15 protein-coding genes and 2 tRNA genes are annotated in these 17,947 nt (G+C 60.4%); 9 read left to right on the forward strand and 8 right to left on the reverse strand.

The window, feature by feature from the left end:
* Window positions 1–575: 575 nt before the first annotated feature.
* Window positions 576–652: transfer RNA gene (locus GSQ82_RS20660), tRNA-Glu, on the forward strand.
* Window positions 653–725: 73 nt separating this feature from the next.
* A tRNA-Glu gene (locus tag GSQ82_RS20665) sits at window positions 726–802 on the forward strand.
* Window positions 803–921: 119 nt separating this feature from the next.
* On the opposite strand, the gene GSQ82_RS24595 is transcribed toward GSQ82_RS20665, so the two are convergent.
* Window positions 922–1,407 (reverse strand): hypothetical protein, encoded by a 486-nt coding sequence (locus tag GSQ82_RS24595; RefSeq protein WP_174243120.1) that lies wholly within the window; start codon window positions 1,405–1,407, stop codon window positions 922–924.
* Between the two features lie 296 nt (window positions 1,408–1,703).
* Window positions 1,704–2,627: a glycosyltransferase family 2 protein gene (locus tag GSQ82_RS20670; protein WP_158794158.1), complete on the reverse strand. Its 924-nt coding sequence runs from the start codon at window positions 2,625–2,627 to the stop codon at window positions 1,704–1,706.
* A 342-nt stretch (window positions 2,628–2,969) separates the two neighbouring features.
* Between GSQ82_RS20670 and miaB the strand changes: the two genes are divergently transcribed.
* Genes miaB through GSQ82_RS20685 form a run of 3 tightly spaced genes read left to right on the forward strand, consistent with a single transcriptional unit; the run spans window position 2,970 to window position 6,078 of the window.
* Entirely contained in the window at window positions 2,970–4,355 is a 1,386-nt protein-coding gene (gene miaB, locus GSQ82_RS20675) for a tRNA (N6-isopentenyl adenosine(37)-C2)-methylthiotransferase MiaB (protein WP_158794159.1), read from the forward strand.
* A gap of 37 nt (window positions 4,356–4,392) precedes the next feature.
* Window positions 4,393–4,917, forward strand: coding sequence for a bifunctional nuclease family protein (locus GSQ82_RS20680; RefSeq protein WP_158794160.1), 525 nt, complete (start codon window positions 4,393–4,395; stop codon window positions 4,915–4,917).
* A gap of 36 nt (window positions 4,918–4,953) precedes the next feature.
* Window positions 4,954–6,078: a glycosyltransferase family 9 protein gene (locus tag GSQ82_RS20685; protein ID WP_158794161.1), complete on the forward strand. Its 1,125-nt coding sequence runs from the start codon at window positions 4,954–4,956 to the stop codon at window positions 6,076–6,078.
* 19 nt (window positions 6,079–6,097) lie between these two features.
* Here GSQ82_RS20685 and aroA read toward each other — a convergent pair whose 3' ends face one another.
* Entirely contained in the window at window positions 6,098–7,399 is a 1,302-nt protein-coding gene (gene aroA / locus GSQ82_RS20690) for a 3-phosphoshikimate 1-carboxyvinyltransferase (RefSeq protein ID WP_158794162.1), read from the reverse strand.
* A 302-nt stretch (window positions 7,400–7,701) separates the two neighbouring features.
* Between aroA and GSQ82_RS20695 the strand changes: the two genes are divergently transcribed.
* Window positions 7,702–8,610 (forward strand): DUF2076 domain-containing protein, encoded by a 909-nt coding sequence (locus GSQ82_RS20695; protein WP_158794163.1) that lies wholly within the window; start codon window positions 7,702–7,704, stop codon window positions 8,608–8,610.
* Window positions 8,611–8,679: 69 nt separating this feature from the next.
* Here the strand turns inward: GSQ82_RS20695 and GSQ82_RS20700 are convergent, their stop codons facing one another.
* From GSQ82_RS20700 to GSQ82_RS20715, 4 genes are all read right to left on the reverse strand, one after another.
* Window positions 8,680–10,554: a SpoIIE family protein phosphatase gene (locus GSQ82_RS20700; RefSeq protein ID WP_158794164.1), complete on the reverse strand. Its 1,875-nt coding sequence runs from the start codon at window positions 10,552–10,554 to the stop codon at window positions 8,680–8,682.
* Between the two features lie 155 nt (window positions 10,555–10,709).
* Window positions 10,710–11,501 carry a deoxyribose-phosphate aldolase gene (deoC, locus tag GSQ82_RS20705; protein ID WP_158794165.1) on the reverse strand — a complete coding sequence of 264 codons (792 nt, stop codon included), beginning with the start codon at window positions 11,499–11,501 and terminating at the stop codon, window positions 10,710–10,712.
* 235 nt (window positions 11,502–11,736) lie between these two features.
* On the reverse strand, window positions 11,737–13,338 hold the full coding sequence (locus GSQ82_RS20710) for a UdgX family uracil-DNA binding protein (protein WP_158794166.1): 1,602 nt from the start codon (window positions 13,336–13,338) through the stop codon (window positions 11,737–11,739).
* Window positions 13,339–14,571, reverse strand: coding sequence for a putative DNA modification/repair radical SAM protein (locus GSQ82_RS20715; protein ID WP_158794167.1), 1,233 nt, complete (start codon window positions 14,569–14,571; stop codon window positions 13,339–13,341).
* Window positions 14,572–14,706: 135 nt separating this feature from the next.
* Here GSQ82_RS20715 and GSQ82_RS20720 point away from each other — a divergent pair, with 135 nt between their 5' ends.
* Entirely contained in the window at window positions 14,707–15,726 is a 1,020-nt protein-coding gene (locus GSQ82_RS20720; RefSeq protein WP_254061823.1) for an LLM class flavin-dependent oxidoreductase, read from the forward strand.
* A gap of 67 nt (window positions 15,727–15,793) precedes the next feature.
* Window positions 15,794–16,399, forward strand: coding sequence for a hypothetical protein (locus GSQ82_RS20725; RefSeq protein ID WP_158794169.1), 606 nt, complete (start codon window positions 15,794–15,796; stop codon window positions 16,397–16,399).
* A 27-nt stretch (window positions 16,400–16,426) separates the two neighbouring features.
* Here the strand turns inward: GSQ82_RS20725 and hpt are convergent, their stop codons facing one another.
* On the reverse strand, window positions 16,427–17,005 hold the full coding sequence (hpt, locus tag GSQ82_RS20730; RefSeq protein WP_158794170.1) for a hypoxanthine phosphoribosyltransferase: 579 nt from the start codon (window positions 17,003–17,005) through the stop codon (window positions 16,427–16,429).
* Window positions 17,006–17,071: 66 nt separating this feature from the next.
* Between hpt and GSQ82_RS20735 the strand changes: the two genes are divergently transcribed.
* Complete coding sequence (locus GSQ82_RS20735) at window positions 17,072–17,920, forward strand: prolipoprotein diacylglyceryl transferase (protein WP_158794171.1); 849 nt, start codon at window positions 17,072–17,074, stop codon at window positions 17,918–17,920.
* Window positions 17,921–17,947: the final 27 nt, after the last annotated feature.

Here is a 17,947-nt window from a genome sequence, read left to right on the forward strand (position 1 = left end):
CCGCGCAGTCCCAGTACCCCCCTCCTCCCCCCGAAAAGTGCGCAAAGTATTCGAAGTAGATACTTTAGGTCTGGACTTAGGTTTGTACCTGGAGGCTAGAGCCAGGTCTGTGCATGGACGATCTGCGGTGCGCGTCAGGTGTGTGGCGATTGGGCGAGGGTGGATTTGTCAAGTCGACAGGCTTGCCTATGGGAATCCTGAACTGCACCGACTGTGTGGATGATTGAGCCGCTTGTAACCCTTCGGGTTTAGCATCTGCAGGAAGCTAGGCGGATGAGTCACAGAGTCCAAGCCGCTATCGCCATCCTTTTTATCCTTCTCGTTTTTATCCTCCTCGTTGAGGTGCTTGCCGATTTAGGTCAACGCACATGGCATGGAACTGTATTTTTGCTTGGACCCGTCGGTATGCTGGCTGTCGCAGTCTGGAGCAAGAGTAAGGGTGATTCGGATGTTGTAGGGTATGACTGAAACTGACCGGCGATCATTCGTCGGCGCTGCTTGTGTGAAGGGCTTGAAGCAGCTATACTTCAACGAGTGGTCTGGAGAGAATAACCCTCCTGTGCTGACGATGATTTGGCGTTATGGTGTAACTGGTTAACACGCCGCCCTCTCAAGGCGGAGAGTCCGGGTTCGAGCCCCGGTAACGCTACCAAATCTTCTCGTTTCTTCCGTTTCTACGAAGCAGACGGCATATAGTTGGTGAAGTAGGATGTAGTTGTGTGTTTGGCGCCATGGTGTAACTGGTTAACACGCGGCCCTTTCAAGGCTGAGAGTCCGGGTTCGAGCCCCGGTGGCGCTACCAAATTCAAATAAATGATTCGGACCAGGTTTTGGTTCGAAGATGCAGGCAAAAAAGGCCCCGGCGTTGTGCCAGGACCTTTCTTTTCGTGCGTTGTATTTGTGCTGCGTGGATGCTTCCGGTTAGCGGTGTCCCCCGCCGCCATGTCCACCACCACCGCCTGCATGCCCGCCTCCACCGCCGGGATGACCACCGCCGCCAGGACGTCCGCCACCTCCTCCGGGCCGTCCGCCGCCTGGGCGTCCAGCCGGATGTCCTCCGGCGTAGCCGCCGCGCCCGTGACCGATTCCTCCGTGTCCGTAGGAGCCGCCGCGATAGCCGCCACCATATCCACGGCCCCCTGCTGGTACGAAGCGACGACTGCCCCAGCCGTGGTTATAGCCCCAGTGATACCAGGGGCCGACGCCAAGGAAGATGCCGTTGTAGAAGTAGTTTGGTCCGTAAAAACCCTGAGGAACGCATGAGTAGGGGGCGTAGTTGTAGTAGCCGTAGGGACAGGAGGGTGGAGGACCGCCTACGCTGACGACAACCTGTGCGTTGGCATTTGGTATGGAGGCCCAGATGAGAAGGATTGCGATGCTACAGAGCAGAGCTTTCAGGACGCGCATTGATGCTCCCTAAGGATGTTGCGGTTGGTTGAATTGCGTGAGACGGCGGATGATATCTATCAGTTTAGAGGCAGATGCAACAAAAAAGGTTACTTAGCGGTGTTCCATCAGGCATATCGAGTCTTCATCTGCGTCCGATGCTGCGCCTGTTGCCTGCTATGGCCAGATTCTTACGAAGGATTTGAAGTCTTCTTGAGAGATAATTTGGCCGCTTTTGGGAGGAGGTTGTTCGTTGCGCTGGGGCACATCTCTACTCTGGTTCTCAGGAGCAGATGCGAGAGAACCGGCGGACGCAGTTACGGGTTGGATTCGATATATCCGTAGTGTCGATGGCTGCGCAGGAGCATGGCATGCAACTTTCCTGGCTTTACAAGACGCGGCAGGCGCTCCACTGCGAAGGTCACTGCGTGCAGCAGCGAAGGCCGCTCTCCGGGGAGGTTACAGATCTTCATCTTGCGGTCATGGCTTGAAGGACGGGCGACCGGCCAGGTCTCGTAGAAGAGGCGCTCCGAACGACCTACTGTACGCATTCGCCTGATCGCCTGCCGGAACGTTGTTGGATGCAGATGTGTGGCGACGGCGTTCGGGAGAAAGGTGAGTTGTAGATTGTTGTTCATCGTCAGTCGGTAGGCGAGTTCTATGTCCTCCCAGACTGCCGACTTGAACCTCTCATCGAACGGATTCTCGCGAATCAGCCTGGTCTTGAAGGAGAGGTTGCTAGTGTAAAAGTGTTTCCAGATGACGGGACGACCTGCCGTGAGGTGTTCGTAGTCGAACTGGATCTTTTCATACCATTGCATGAAGGGCGTTATCTTCTGGTGAACCGGGTCCCACTGCGTCCAGCCGATCACGGCTTTTTTTGTATCCGGATTGACGCAATGAAACTGAAGATGAGACTCGACGACTGTTGGAGTCGCGAGAGTATCGTCGCCGATCAGAAGGCAGAGATCGGTCGTGACGTGGGCGATCGCAACGTTTCTAGCTCGCGCAGGCCCGGCATTTTGCTGGTGCAGAACCTGCAGACGGAAAGGGGATCTCTGCTGAATCTCCGTGAGCGCTGCTTTTGTGCCGTCGGTCGAACCATCGTTGATGACGATGACGTCGAAGTTGGTTAGAGTCTGTGCTTCCAGGTGCTCCAGACAGATACGAAGCGTAGGCAGATGATTGAACGTTGGAATGACGACTGTGATGACGCTCGGCGCAGTGGGTCCTTCGCTCATGCGGCTCTCCCTTCGTCTGCTGGATAGGCCAGCGAATACTAGAGAACTGACGTGCGGATGAATGCTAGGGGCCCATGAATCGTGGGGAGTCAGATGATCCTACAGCATTTCGCCACAGGTTTTAGGCGGATGTTAGACATACTGGATTTCTTCACAAGTCCGAAACACTGAAACTTCGATAAAGCGCTCGGCGTCTATCAGACCAGTAACAAACCCTTTTTGGAACGTTATGCGGCCCTGCACTCCTTCCGAGCGCGCAGGGCTGGTTTTTTGCAGGGTCGACCGCCTTTGGAAGCACTGGACGAATGTAATCCGGCGTTTGCATCCAGCTATACTGGATAGGTGAGCAAGACTTTTTATATTGAGACCTTTGGCTGCCAGATGAATGCCCATGACTCGGAGAAGGTCATCGGGACGCTGGAGCAGCAGGGTTATGCCCAGGTGCAGGATGAGGCCGAGGCGGGATTGATTCTGTATAACACCTGCTCGATTCGCGATAAGGCGGAGCAGAAGGTGTTTCATCGTCTGAACGAGTACAAGAAGCTGCAGGGCGAGGGGAAGAAGTTTGCTGTGCTGGGGTGCGTGGCTCAGCAGGAGGGCGAAAAGATCTTCGAGAAGGCTCCGTATGTGTCGCTGGTGGCGGGGTCGGCGAGCTACCGCAATCTGCCGGAGATGCTGGCGCGGCTGGAGGCTGGGGAAGAGCGGATTACGGGGCTCGACGACCGGCAGACGGATCTGACGTTTGAGACGGAGTTTACGGCGCGGTCGAATCCGCATCGCGGGTACATCACGATTATTGAGGGCTGCGACAAGTTCTGCGCGTACTGCGTGGTGCCGTATACGCGCGGGAAGGAGCGCAGCCGGACCTCGGCTTCGGTGCTGGTGGAGGCGCGGAAGATGGTGGACATCGGGTTCACGGAGATCCAGTTTCTGGGGCAGAATGTGAACTCGTGGCGCGATCCTTCGGGGAGGATGTCGTTTGCAGAGCTGCTGGTGGCGGTGGGCGAGCTGCCGGGGATTCGTAGGGTCAGGTTTACGACGTCGCATCCGAGGGACTTTACGCGGGATATCGTGCAGGCGATCGATGCGACGCCGACGTTATGCGACCATGTTCATCTGCCGGTGCAGTCGGGTTCGAGCGCGGTGCTGAAGGCGATGTCGCGGGAGTATACGCGGGAGTGGTATCTAGAGCGGATGAGCTGGATCAAGGCGGCGACACGGGACATCAGCATCACGAGCGATATGATCGTCGGGTTTCCGGGTGAGACGGATGCGGACTTTGAAGAGACGATTACGCTGGTGGGCGAGGTGAAGTACGACGCGGTGTTTGCGTTCAAGTTTTCGCCGCGGCCGAATACGCCGGCGGTGACGATGGCCGATAGCATTCCTGATGAGGTGAAGACGGAGCGGCTGCGGATTTTGATGGATCGGCAGCGAGAGATACAGCGCGTACACTATGGCCGGCATCTAGGACAGGTGCAGGAGGTGATGGTGGAGAGCTACAACCCGTCGCGGAACCAGGTGGTGGGGCGGAGCTCGCAGAATAAGACGGTGAACTTTTCTACTGCGCAGATTGTGCAGGCGCAGCCGCCGGTGGGGAGCTATCTGCCGGTTCGGATTACGCAGACGCTGCCGAACTGCCTGGTGGGCGAGGCGATTGCGGATACGCTGGATACTGCGCCGTTTCTTGCGGTGGCGCGGGTTCCGGACTTTGTGGTGTTGAACTAGCTTCGTTGTTTGAACTGATTGGGAGTGTGGGTTTGATATGAGTGCTTCGGTGGTACATCCCGTGACCCAGGCTCCCGATGAGGTCGAGGTGCAGATTCGCGGGCTAATGATGGACCCGGTGACGAATATGCCGATTGTGGTGTTGAAGGATGTGGCGAGCGATATGGTGCTGCCGATCTGGGTGGGAATCTTCGAAGCAAATGCGATTGCGTTGGAGTTGGAAAAGACGGCGACGCCACGGCCGATGACGCATGATCTACTACAGAATCTGGCGCGGGGGCTGAATGCGGAGGTCCGCAAGGTGGTGGTGTCGGAGCTTCGGGACGATACGTTCTTTGCGGTGATCTGGATGGAGCATGCGGGCGAGACGGTGGCGATGGATGCGCGGCCCTCGGATGCGATTGCGCTGGCGTTGCGGTGGGACTGCCCGATCTATGTGAATCGCGATGTGCTGGATAGTTCAAGGCAGGTGGCGGGGAGTTCGCCCAACGTAAACGCGGAAGAGATGCGGCGCTGGCTGGAGAATCTGAACGACGACGATATGGGCCGCTATAAGATGTAGGCGGGTCTGGAGTCTGGGTCGAGAGGAAGCGAAGGGTTGAAGCTTAGATCGCGATTACATGCGTTTACATTTTCAGCCATTGCGAATCTTGAGCGTGGACGCGGCTTTTCTGACGAAAAACCTCTGGCTGACATCAAAGACTTTTTGCTTTTGCAGCATCCGATGGCACTGGGCACGGCGGTGCATGCGACTCCGCTGATTCCGGCACTGCGAGAGGCGGTGCCTGGTTGTAGGATCGCGGTGGCTGCGAGTGGATTTGGCCTGAACGTCTTTCACAATCATCCGGGAGTTGACTGGTTGATCGAGACGCCTGATCCATTGCGCGACTGGTGGGGTGCGGCGCGTGTTTTACGCAGGAAGAATCCGTTTAGGGGCGGCCGTTTTGCGGTGATCACCACACGCGGAAACGACCGGACGAAGGTGTGTCTGCAATCCTTATTTCTTGGATCGAGCGCACGCGTTGGTTTTACTGAGGTTCCACAGCTCTATCGAACGCCGGTTGACTATGATCCGGCCAGGAGCATGATTGCGAACAATCTTTCGATCCTTCAGGCGTTGGGTCATCGCTCTCGGCACTTTGAGCCGCAGATGTTTTTCTCTACTGTGGACATGAATTATGCCAAAGGGATGTTGGCCGAGAGCGGCGTAGAGGCTGGACAGATGATCGCTGTGTTTGTGACGCAGACGAGCTTGACGCAACGAAAGAGCTGGAGGAGAGAACGATTTCAGGCGGTGGCGAAGTTCTTGATCGACCGGTATAACGCGCACGTTCTCTTTGTCGGCACAGAGTCGGAAAGAGAGATTATCGAGGGTGTGCGCCAGGTTCTTCCGCATGGAACGAGCAATCTTGCAGGCAGGACGAGTTTGGCGCAGATGACTGCGTTGTTAAGTTTGTGCGACGTGGGTGTGACGCTGGACACCGGTACGCTGCACATCGGGCGGGCGGTTCAACTGCCGATGGTGATCGTTGCTCCAGCGTGGTCGCCACCCGTGCAGTGGCTGCCGTTGGGTGACGAGAGATATCGCATTCTCATGGGTGCGAAGCTGGACACATGCCCGCCTGAGTACGTGATCGATGAGGTCTCGGTCGATCACGTGACGGGCGCGCTCCGGGAGCTGATAGAGGCTTTTCCGCCGGGACAGCGCGGCCAGCCTGAGTGACTAGGCTGGCCGAGGATGTTCAGCGTTGGGAGAGGTCGTTGAGGTGAGTGAAGAACTCTGGGAAGCTGATGGCTGCGGCTTCGGCTCCCTGGATCTCGGTGTCGCCGTCGGCTCGAAGGGCTGCGATGGAAAAGGCCATGGCGATGCGGTGGTCGGAGCCGGAGTCGATTACGGCGCCGTGGAGTTTTTGGTTGCCGGGGATGACGAGGCCGTCTTCGTGCTCGGTGAACTCGGCTCCCATGGCGCGGAGATTTTTTGCGACGAGTGCGATGCGGTCCGACTCCTTGACGCGGAGTTCTTTGGCATCGCGGATGGTGATGCCGTCGCTGGTGTAGGGGGCGATGGCGGCGAGGACGGGGAGCTCGTCGATGAGCTGGGCCGCGAGGGCTCCACCGATGTGCATGCCGCGGAGGCCGCTGGGTGAGGCGTTGACCTGGAGGGTGCCGATGAGTTCGCCGTGAAACTCTTCGACGTTGAGGATCTTGATCTTGCCGCCGAGGGCGGTGATGACGTCGAAGAGTGAGGCGCGGGTGGGGTTCATGCCGATGCCGTCGATGATGAGGTTCGAGTCGGGGAAGAGTAGCGCGGCGCAGAGGAAGAAGGCCGCGGAGGAGATGTCGCCGGGCACGGTGGCGTCGATGGCTTTTAGTTTTTGGCCGCCGGGGATGCTGAGTCTTTCGCCGTCGCGGGTGAGGGTTGCGCCGAAGGCTCGGAGGGCGTGCTCGGAGTGGTCGCGGGTGCGGATGATCTCGGTGAGGCTGGTGGTGCCTTTGGCCTGGAGGCCGGCGAAGAGGACCGCAGTTTTGACCTGGGCGGAGGGAATGGGGGTGTCGAAGTCGATGGCGTGGAGCGGGCCGCCGTGGATGGTGATGGGGGCGTGGCCGTCGATGAGGTCCATGTTTGCGCCCATATGGCTGAGCGGCTTGCGGATGCGCTCCATGGGGCGATGGGTGAGGGAGTGATCGCCGATGAGGGTGAAGGTGTGGGGGTGCGAGGCGATGAGGCCGCTGAGCATGCGCATGGTGGAGCCGGAGTTGCCGCAGTCGAGCGGGGCGGCGGGCTGGCGGAAGGCGCCGCCGGTGCCTGTGATCTCGACGGTTCTGTTCTCTTTATGGACGATCGTCGCGCCGAGCGCCTCCATGCAGGCGAGGGAGGAGTGCGGGTCTGCGCCGGTGGAGAAGTTGGACAGGCGCGTGGTGCCTTCGGCGATGCCGGCGAGCATGGCATAGCGATGGGAGATGGACTTGTCGCCGGGGAGGGTGAGGGAGCCTTGAAACGTGCGGGCGGGGCGGACGAGCTGGGTTGTCGATATAGAGGACATTGCTTCCAGCTTAAATGCTTTTTTCGGTTGACGTGAGAGGGAGAGGTTTTCTACGGCGAAAGCAGCTTGCCGGGCGGCAGGGAACTGAGGGAGATTGCTTTGCGTAAGTTGACTGTGAGGGTTTGAGAGGCATCCCATGTGAGTCGTATTGATTTGAAGGTTGGATTCGATCGACTCGTTGGCTGGAAGCGACTTTGACGTTTGGAATACGTCTACCAGTGGTGAGTTTTCGCTGCGCTCGAATCTTCGAGGGGCGCTGTGTGCAGTTGGGCAGGAATACGGATTACTAAAAAGGACGAGAGATGACTCCTCAGGAACAGGATATGATCGGCGGTCTGATCGACCGGGTGCAGAAGACGCAGCTTGCCGAGAAAGATATGGACGCAGAGCAGATGTTGCAGCAGGGTCTGGGTGCGAATCCTGACTCGCTCTACATTCTGGCGCAGACGGTGCTGGTGCAGAAGTACGCGCTGGAGCAGGCACAGGCGCAGTTGACCCAGGCGAAGGCGCAGATCGAGCAGATGCAGCAGCATCCTGAGCCGAAGCATGCGACTAGCTTTTTGGGCAGTCTGCTAGGGCGGAACGATGCGCCTGCTCCGCCTCCTCCACCACCACCGCAGGCGTATCCTCCGCAGGGACAGGCTTATCCGCCGTATGCTCCGGTTGGTGGCGTGTATGGTGCTCCGCAGTATGGTGCTCCTCAGTACGGCGCGCCGATGGGCATGGGCGGCGGCGGATTTTTTCAGGGTGCGTTGCAGACTGCGGCAGGAGTGGCTGCGGGTGCGCTTGCGTTCGAGGGTGTTGAGTCGCTGATGCATGGGTTCGGCCACGCTGCTGGATATGGCAGCGAGGGACTTGGCGGATTTGGCGGCGGAGCAGGTGGTGGGCAGCGGCCGGAGGAGGTTATCAACAACTACTACGGCGATGACAAGGGAGACCGCGGCGGGCACGATGTCTCCTCCGATGAGAAGACGTTGGGGCAGCAGGAGGATCGCGAGTTCGGGTCTAAAGGGTCCGAGGGATCGAACTTTTCCGGCGATTCAGCGAGCTCGAAGGATGACGTTGATTCGCTGTACGGCGCAGATGGGTCGGACTCGATCGACGATGAGACCTTCGATTCGGACACTACAGATGACGCTTCCTTCGACGATAGCGGAAGCGACTTTGGCGATGATGGCTCGGGCGGCGGCAACGACGATAGCATTGCCTGATCCTGCACGATGTTTTATTGGATGAATGGTTGCGAACGAGGTCTGCGGGATGCGGACCTCTTTTGCTTGCTAGATGACGCGGAGGACGACGATGGTCTCGTCGTCGAAGTGATCGGTGCCGGATTGAAAGTCGGTGACAGCCTGGAGGATGGTGTCGACCGTCGACTTTGCGGTGGGACGGTTCTGGGTCTCGAGGAGATGAATGAGCCGCTCGTCGCCGAACATCTCATCGGTGGCGTTGATGGCGTCGACGATGCCGTCGGAGAAGAAGACGATGAGGTCGCCGGGGCGGGTGGATAGGGTGAACTCCTCGTACTCGGCGTTGGGGAAGAGGCCGAGCGGGAAGCCTTCGGCCTTGATGGTGCGGACGGTGGGAGCCTTGCTGGGATCGGAGCTGGCGGCGACGAAGAGCGGCTGGACGGAGCCGGCGTTGGCGATCTGGAGGGTCTGGTTGTTGTCGTCCCACACTGCCATCAACATAGTCACGTACTGCGAGTCGAGCTTGCGCTGCTGGAGCTGGTCGTTGAGCGCGGCGAGCATCTCCGAGGGAGAGAGATGCTGCGGCGCGAGCGAGCGCAGGATGCCGCTGACCAGTGCGGCGTAGAGGGCGGCGGGGGCGGCCTTGCCGCTGACGTCTCCGACAGCGATGGCGGTGCGGCCGGGGCCGTAGTCGAGGAAGTCGTAGACGTCTCCGCCGATGGAGCGCGCGGCGACGAACTGGGAGGCGATCTCGGCGTGTTCGAGGATCGGCGGGTTGGCCGGCATGAGGCGAAGCTGGACCTGGCGGGCCATGTCGAGGTCGCGCTCCATACGCTGCTCTTCCTCGTGGATGCGCTGGTAGAGCCGGGCGTTGGCGATGCTGATGGCGACCTGCGAGGCGAGGGTAGAGAGGGTGCGCTGGTGGTCTTCGTTGTAGTAGTTGACGCGGGTGTGTTCGAGGTCGAGGACGCCGATGACCTCGCTCTTGTAGACCAGTGGGATGGCCAGCTCGGAGCGGACTTCGGGATTGGCTTCGACGTAGCGAGAGTCTTTGCGGACGTCGGGCGCGAGGATGGGTTCGCGCAGCTGGGCGGAGGTGCCGATGAGGCCTTCTCCGAGGGCGATGGTGCGTTCGCGGGTGACGCGTTCGCCGAAGCGCGAGGAGAAGCGGTGCTCGAAGAGCTGGGTGCGCGGGTTCCACAGAAGGATGGTGAACATGTGGAAGTCGATGACGCGCTTGAGCAACTGGCCGATGCGTTCGAGGAGGTCGTCGGGATCGAGGATGCTGGTGATCTCGCGGGAGATGTCGTTGAGGACGCCAAGGGTCTGGGCCTGGCGGGAGACGCGGGTGTAGAGGCGGGCGTTCTCGACGGCGATGGCCATGCGTGAGGCGACGAGTTCGAGCAGGCGCTGATGCTCGTGGGTGAAGTAGCCGATGGTCTCGGACTGGAGATCGAGGACGCCGATGACCTTGTTTTTGACGACGAGGGGAACGGCCAGTTCGGAGCGGACGTTGGGGTTGGCGTCGATGTAGTTCTCGTGCATGGTGACGTCTTCGACGAGTAGGGATTTGCGGAGGAGGGCGGCCTCGCCGGAGACACCGCGGCCAAGCTTGATGCGCATGCGCTCGATCTCGGAGGTGTGGCCGATCTGGAAGCGCATGCGGAGGTCCTGGGAGCGGTCGTTGATCAGGAGAATGGCGAAGATCTTGTAGTCGATGACGGCGCGGACGAGATCGGCGACACGGTGCATCAGGGTGTTGAGGTCGAGGGTGGAGTTGAGGGCGTCGGCGAGGCGGTGGAGGAACTCGACCTGGAGGGGCTCGACGCGGATCCTGGGGTCTGCGGCGTGAGGATGAAAGAGGCCAGCCGCGGGTGGTCGATAGTCTCCCTCAAAGGGATGTTCCGGCTGGATCATGCCGGGTTCGGCGGGCGGGTCGGTTGGCGGTTTGGTGGGGGGAGGCATTCGGCTGCGTTGATATTACCGGGTGGGTCGAGGTTTTGGGGAGTGTTTCGTAAGAGCACGGCGCATGAGGCGAACGAGGGCGTGGAAAAGCGAGTTCGCGGACGGATCGGATTGGATTGACCAGTCTGTGTGGGAGCAGCGTTGGAGTGTTTGGGTTAGTAGCCGGGTGCGGTGGTGGATGGTTCGGTGGCGTGGCCGGCCAGCTCGGCTACGATCTTGACGCTTGCGCTGGCTCCGATGCGTGAGGCTCCGGCGTGGAGCATGGTGGTGGCGTCGGCGAGGGAACGGATGCCGCCGGAGGCTTTGACGCCTGCGCGATGGCCGGCGACTCCGCGCAGCAGGCCGATGTCGTCGGCGGTGGCTCCGCCGGTGGAGAAGCCGGTGCTGGTCTTGAGGAAGTCCGCTCCTGCAGAGAGGGCGAGTTCGGAGGCGCGGAGTTTTTCTTCGAAGGTGAGGAGGCAGGTCTCGAGGATGACTTTGACGATGGCGCCTTCGGCATGGGCGAGCTGGACGACGCCGTGGATGTCCTGGCGGATGGCCTCGTAGTCGGCTGTCTGGCCGGACTTCAGCAGGCCGATGTTGAGCACCATGTCGATGTCGTGGGCGCCGTGCTTGAGCATGTGGGCGGTCTCTTCGCGTTTGGAGGCGGAGAGCGTAGCGCCCAAGGGGAAGCCTATGACGACGCCGACGGGGACGCCTGTGCCCTGGAGGGCGGCGGCGGCGAGCGAGACCCAGGTGGGGTTGACCATAGCGCAGGCGAAACGGTGCTCGGCGGCCTCATGGCAGAGCTGGAGGACCTGGTTGCGGGTCGCGTCGGGCTTCAGCAGGGTGTGGTCGAGGATCGCGGCGAGATTCTGCGGGGAGGAGAGGGTGTGGGCGGCGAATGCGGCGGCGTCGAAGTGCTCCGGGCCGTTGGGGAGTGGATCTGTGATCGACAGCGTGTTCAAAAGAGTGCTCCTTCGGCGAGGGAGGGTGTTCGCGCCGGGTTCTTTCTATCATACGAGCGTTACGGCTGGCTTATTGGATCGAGTCGTTGTGACTATTTCGACGTTTTTGAAAGTTGAGTTTGAGGTAGTTCGCGTATATGGCTGAAGTTGAAGTGCTTGTTCAACGCGTGTCGAGACGGTCTAAGAGTGGCAGCAGATTCATTTGCAGCCGGATGCAGGCTGTGGAAGGGATGCCTCAGGCGTTTTGCGGGACGCGCACAGACTTTTGAGCCGTCTGCCAGGCGAGAGCCATGTCGTCGCGGAGAAAGTTCTGCAGTTGTTCGCCGGACTCCTTGTCGCGTGCCCGCAGGATGGCGCTGGGGTGAATGGTCGCCACGACCTGGCTGGCGTAGGGGCTTTCGAGCACCTTGCCGTGGTCGCGCATGAGGCCGAAGGTGCCGCCGAGCAGCGACTTGGAAGCAGACGCACCCAGGCAGAGGATGACGCGGGGCCGGACGGCGTCGATCTCGGCGAGCAGCCACGGACGGCAGGCGGTGATCTCGCTCATGCGCGGGTTCTGGTGGAGGCGCAGCTTGCCGCGCTGGACGAACTTGAAGTGCTTCACGGCGTTGGTGACGAAGACCTTGGTGCGGTCGATGCCGAGCTCCTCGAAGATGCTGTCGAGCAGCTTTCCTGCAGGTCCAACGAAGGGTTTGCCCTGCAGGTCCTCTTGATCGCCGGGCTGCTCGCCTACGAGCATGAGCGTCGCCTTGGATGCACCGGTGCCAGGGACGACTTGCGTCGCGTGGAGGTACAGATCGCAGCCTTTGCAGGAGGGAAGCGCGGCCCGCAGCACGGGGAGTGTGTGTTCGGGTGGGACGAAGGGTTGGGCAGAGGACTTCTGTTGCTGGCTGGTGACCATGGCGGTGACTCGGGTCTGTGATTTTGTGATGAGTTCGGGCAGCAGGGAGATCTCGGGAAGATTCTTCCAGTAACGGACAGGCATCTCGCTGCGCATCATATCCGGATTGAGGCGTGCGGGGTTGTAGATGCTGGCGTAGTAGGAGCGCCAGAGGTCTTCGAGTTCGTCTTCGGCTGGAGCGGACTCGCGGGGAAGGCCGGGGGCGAAGGTGAGCTGTTTGGCGGTCGGATCCCAGGAGACGGAGGCGTCCGGGGTGAGGATGCTCCAGCGCATGATGCTGAAGCGCTCGGCGAAGAAGGGTGCGGCGAGGGGAAGGATGCGGTGGTCGGGTTGATACCACGCGATGAAATGCTCGCAGTCGTCTATGGTGGCGTCGTTGGTGGAATTCGGCTCGCAGGGCTCGAGGTCGGTCTTGACGGTGCCGAAGGGTGTCGTGGTCTCGAGGACGAGGTGATGCGTGGGCGGATCGGTCTGGATGGGGACGAGCTCGTCGATTACGACGGGACGTTCGCTGAGGATGGGAGAGTGGGGCTGGTCGAGCACCTTGCGGAAGCGCACGAAGGCGTGCATCTTGTGAAGGTCGCGCTGGACTTGCGACTCGAGGCGAAGAAGCTCGGAGATGTCAGGATCCGTCTCGATCTTGAGTAGATTGCGGCTCATCTGAAGGCGGTAGAGGACGCGATAGAGGAGGTTCCAGCGTTGCGGGTCGCGGTGGACGGCGGCGAACTTCGCGGTCTCGAGGAAGGCGCGAGAGGTATGGGGATCGGAGATTGGCTCGCCGGTGGGAAGCTCGGATGACTCTAGCGTTAGCTCCAGCGTGTTTGGAGCGGTGGCATCCTGGAGGTCGAGGTCTTCGGGGCGATAGCCGGCGTGAAGGGCCTCGCGAGCGGCTTCACGCCAGGCATCGAAGTCGGGTTCGAGGAGGATGCGTTTCATCTAGAGTGAGCCGGTAAGCGCGCTGATGGGGGCGAAGAGGTCAAGTTGTGTGTTGGACGCTGACGCAGTGGCGGGAGTTGTGAGCGACGGAAGATGATCGCCCGTGATGAGGTAGGGAAGTACGCTCTTGGTGCGGACGTGAAGCTTTCGCAAATCTTCGAGCAGAAGGCGGTGGTACCTGCGGATGCTGAGGATGCGTTCGACGTTCTGGTAGCCGATGCCGGGGACGCGCAGGAGCGATTCGCGTGGCGCGGCGTTGACGTCGACGGGGAAGAACTCCGGGTGTGCTTCGGCCCAGGTGGTCTTAGGGTCCTGCGTGAGCGAGAGGTCGGGTGCATCGTCGCTGGTGAGCTCGTCTGCACGGAAGCCGTAGTAGCGCATGAGCCAGTCCGACTGGTAGAGCCGGTGCTCGCGCATCATCGGCGAGGCCTTTAGTGGAAGGCGTGCGTCGGCGGCAGGGTAGGGGCTGAAGCCGGTGTAGTAGATGCGTCGAAGTTTGTACTGGCCGTAGAGATGGGTGGCGGTTGAGAGGATCTGGCGGTCGCTCGCTGGAGTTGCTCCAACGACCATCTGGGTGGACTGGCCGGCTGCGGCGAACTTAGGGGCTGTGCGAGTCTTGCGACGATCTTCGTCGGCTTCGTCCTTGCGCACGGCAATCTGGCTCATAGTCGATTCGATGATGGCTGACTTCTTCTCCGGGGCAAGCTGGACGAGGTCCTGCTGGGTGGGAAGCTCGATGTTAGCGCTGAGGCGGTCGGCGTAGAGGCCGGCTTCCTTGATGAGCAGTTCGCTTGCACCTGGGATGGCTTTGAGGTGAATGTAGCCGCCGAAGTGGTGGACGGTGCGCAGCGTCTTGGCGACCCGGATGAGCTGCTCCATGGTGTAGTCCGGCGACTGGATGATGCCGGACGAGAGGAACAGGCCCTCGATGTAGTTGCGCTTGTAGAAGTCGAGCGTTAGGTTGGCGACCTCTTCCGGAGTGAAGCGTGCGCGCTGGATGTCGGAGGAGACGCGATTCACGCAGAAGACGCAGTCGTAGGTGCAGAAGTTCGTGAGCAGGATCTTGAGCAGGGAGACGCAGCGTCCGTCGGGCGTGTAGCTGTGGCAGATCCCCATGCCGTCGGAGTGGCCGATGCCCTGGCCGTTGCCGCTGCGCTTTGCGCCGGAGGAGGCGCAGGACGCGTCGTACTTGGCGGCGTCGGCGAGGATCTCGAGTTTTTGCTGGACGTTCATGCTTAAGTTGAGTGAGTCGTCTTCTTGTCTGTAAGTAAGATGCGTTGATTGTAGCGAAGAAAAGGTGAAAGCAAAACTGCGGAGTTTGGGTCGATTTCAGCGGGTGAACATCTATCTGATATGAGCGTAGATGTGATGAAAGGGAAGTTGCGGCTGTCGGTGTTGGATCAGTCTCCGGTGCCGGAGGGCAGTACGCCGGGCCAGGCTTTGCAGAACTCGATTGAGCTGGCGCGGCTGGTGGATCGGCTTGGCTACAACCGGTTTTGGATGTCGGAGCACCATGCGATGGATACGCTGGCGTGTACGGCGCCGGAGGTGATGCTGGCCAGGATTGGCGCTGAGACAAAGCGGATTCGGATCGGATCGGGTGGGATCATGCTGCCGCACTACACCTCGCTGAAGGTGGCGGAGTGCTTTCGCATGCTGCATGCGCTCTATCCGGGGCGGGTGGATCTCGGGATCGGACGTGCGCCCGGCGGTGGGCCGATTGAGGCGCTGGCGTTGAAGCGCGATCGTAAGACGAAGATGATCGACGACTTTCCTGAACAGGTAAGCGAGCTGCTGGCGTTCCTCGGACACGAGTTTCCGGTAGGACATCCGTTTGAGAAGATCAAGGTCTCGCCCGAGATGCCGGGCGCGCCGGATGTGTGGATGCTGGGGTCGAGCATGTGGAGCTCGGCGGCGGCGGTGGAGTTTGGTCTGCCGTATTCGTTCGCGCACTTCTTCAGCCCGGTACATACGCGCGCTGCAATCGAGACCTATCGCCGCAGCTTCCGAGGCGGTGCTTATCGCAGTGAGGCGGAGGCTACAGTGGCGGTCGGCGTGGTGTGCGCGGAGACCGATGAAGAGGCGGAGTTCCTCTTCTCCAGCGTGCGTCTGTTGCAGCGGCGCATTCGACAGGGAGACCGGCGGCCGGTGGCGTCGCCTGAGAGCGCAACGCGGGAGTTGAAGCTGCTCGGCGATGTGCAGATGGAAGAGGGTGAGTGGCCGCGCTACTTCGTTGGCACTCCGGCGAAGGTGAAGGCGGAGTTAGAGCAGATGGCCAACGAGCTTGAAATCAAAGAGCTGATTGTCAATTCAATTGTGTGGGAGCAGTCCAAGCGGCTCCGGAGCTACGAGCTGCTTGCAGATGCGTTCGAGCTTGGTACCTACTGAGCACTCAAGCTGAAGTCTGTGGCAGAAAACAGGTTTGATGCTAAAGTTTTGCGTGAGGAGCGATGCGATGAATCCAGCACCGGGGAGCATCGATCAGCATCAGGCGCAGCTAACGGTACATCTGGCCGAGTACTCCGCACTGCGCAGCGAGATTACGAACTTTCAGTCGATCGAGCATCAGTCGCTCTCCTTCGCCATCGCGGCGATCACCGGGTTGATTGCTCTCATCGTCACAGCACAGCTGGGCAAAGATCCTATCGCGATCCATGCTTATATGGAGCGCCCCGAGATTCTTCTGGCGGGGCCACCGTTTCTCTTGCTGGGATTCTTATTTGCCTATGCGCAGATCCGCATCATCCAGGTTGCGAGCTATCTGCACCAGGATCTCTGCCCAAAGATTGCGAAGTTGAGCGGTGGCCAGACGATGGGATGGGAGTCGCATCGCCGCAAGAAGATGTGGCGTGGAGCCCATCTCTGCGCCGAACTCTTCTCCGGCTCGCGCTGGCTGCTCTTCGTCTGGCCGATTGTGCCGCTCTTTCGGGACGCGGCATGGAAGCAGACGCTCTACCCGACGACGCAATGGATCCTTCCCGCTGAACAGGCGGCGTTCGTCGCGTTATGCGTGCTGGGATTTTATTGCTGGCTGTGGCTGCCGCGCCGTGTGGTCTCGTAGTTCCATCGCACAGGCTGCGGCACGAGTTCAGTGGCCGGCGACCTCAGCAGGGAAGATGCGGATGTCGTCCACGCCGCGGTAGCGTTCTGCGTAGTCCATGCCGTAGCCGATGACGAACTGGTTGGGAATCTTGAAGGCTACATAGTCGGCCTCGATAGGAACGAGGCGGCGTTCGGGCTTGTCGAGGCAGGTTGCGATCTTCAACGATGCGGGCTTGTGCTGAAGCATGAGGCCGCGCAGATAGCTGAGCGTAAGGCCGGTGTCGAGGATGTCTTCGACGAGGATTACGTGCTTGCCCTCGATGGGATTGTCGATGTCCTTGATGAGCTTCACCGCTCCGGAGGAGACCTGAGCGCGGCCGTAGCTGGAGACGGCGACGAAGTCGAAGGTGTTGTCCACTTCAATCGCGCGGGCGAGGTCGGCGAGAAAGATCGCCGCGCCTTTGAGGACGCCGATCAGCACGATGGACTTGCCTTGATAGTCGGCCGTGATCTGCGCTCCGATCTCGCGGGTGCGGTCGGCGATCTGTTGCCGGGTGAAGAGAATCTCCATGGTGGAGGCGGGCGGAAAGACGGGCGTGCTGGAGGGCGGCGTACTTGAGGACATAAACGACAGCGTAGCGCGAATAGGGGGCTGAGGGAAAGGTCGCTATACTTTAAAAGAGCGAGGACTATGTTTCCCTATATCGATTTTGGCCCGGTTCACCTGGGTACGTTTGGATTATTGCTTTGGCTGGCTGCGGTTGCGGCAACGGTGGCGCTGCATAGGAACTTTGTGCGCAACGGCGTGGACGCGGATGCGCTGAGCGTGGTGGCATTTGTGGTGATCGCAGGCGTGCTCGGGGCGAAGACTTGGCACGAGCTTCAGAATCCTGCGGATATGTTTTATGCTCTGAAGCATATCGGAGCTCCGGGCTGGCATCGTCCGCTCGCGGTGGCGATGGACTTTCTGCACTGGTTCCAAGCGGGGTTTGCATGGTTTGGCGGCATGCTCGCCGGTATTGCGATGCTGATGTGGCAGGGACGTCAGGCGCGGCCGGGCGGTTTGACGGGATGGCGCGCCGCGGTGAGAATGCTGGATCTCGCGGCTCCGGCGGCGGCTATCGGCTACGGCGTCGGACGGATTGGCTGCCTGACCTCGGGCGATGGAGACTACGGCATCAACACCACCCTGCCTTGGGGCGTCCACATGGCGAAGAACGCGCTTGTGCCGCCGACTCCGCCTGACGCTCTGGTGCAGCCCACGCCTGTGTATGAACTGCTGTTCTCCCTCGCGCTGGCGTGGCTGTTGTGGAGGCTCGGGCGCAAGTCGCGACCGCTCGGATGGCTGACCGGACTCTACCTTGTACTGAGCGGCTTAGGGCGATTTCTGGTGGAGTTCGTACGAATCAACCCACGGCTCTACTGGGGTATGAGCAACGCGCAGGTCGCGGCGCTGGGATCCATCGTGGTCGGTTTGCTTGTGATGGTGGTGACGCGGAAGGGAACTGTAGTCTCGGCGCCGGTGGGGGTGAGTTCGTAGAGGAGACTCTGCGAACTCACCGATAGA

Source organism: Granulicella sp. L60, assembly GCF_009765825.1.
Classification (GTDB): domain Bacteria; phylum Acidobacteriota; class Terriglobia; order Terriglobales; family Acidobacteriaceae; genus Edaphobacter.

Coding starts and splice junctions, on each gene's coding strand:
- GSQ82_RS24595 (WP_174243120.1), bottom strand. CDS start 1,407: ATGCGCGTCCTGAAAGCTCTGCTCTGTAGCATCGCAATCCTTCTCATC.
- GSQ82_RS20670 (WP_158794158.1), bottom strand. CDS start 2,627: ATGAGCGAAGGACCCACTGCGCCGAGCGTCATCACAGTCGTCATTCCA.
- GSQ82_RS20680 (WP_158794160.1), top strand. CDS start 4,393: ATGAGTGCTTCGGTGGTACATCCCGTGACCCAGGCTCCCGATGAGGTC.
- aroA (WP_158794162.1), bottom strand. CDS start 7,399: ATGTCCTCTATATCGACAACCCAGCTCGTCCGCCCCGCCCGCACGTTT.
- GSQ82_RS20695 (WP_158794163.1), top strand. CDS start 7,702: ATGACTCCTCAGGAACAGGATATGATCGGCGGTCTGATCGACCGGGTG.
- GSQ82_RS20700 (WP_158794164.1), bottom strand. CDS start 10,554: ATGCCTCCCCCCACCAAACCGCCAACCGACCCGCCCGCCGAACCCGGC.
- GSQ82_RS20710 (WP_158794166.1), bottom strand. CDS start 13,338: ATGAAACGCATCCTCCTCGAACCCGACTTCGATGCCTGGCGTGAAGCC.
- GSQ82_RS20715 (WP_158794167.1), bottom strand. CDS start 14,571: ATGAACGTCCAGCAAAAACTCGAGATCCTCGCCGACGCCGCCAAGTAC.
- GSQ82_RS20720 (WP_254061823.1), top strand. CDS start 14,707: ATGAAAGGGAAGTTGCGGCTGTCGGTGTTGGATCAGTCTCCGGTGCCG.
- GSQ82_RS20725 (WP_158794169.1), top strand. CDS start 15,794: ATGAATCCAGCACCGGGGAGCATCGATCAGCATCAGGCGCAGCTAACG.
- hpt (WP_158794170.1), bottom strand. CDS start 17,005: ATGTCCTCAAGTACGCCGCCCTCCAGCACGCCCGTCTTTCCGCCCGCC.
- GSQ82_RS20735 (WP_158794171.1), top strand. CDS start 17,072: ATGTTTCCCTATATCGATTTTGGCCCGGTTCACCTGGGTACGTTTGGA.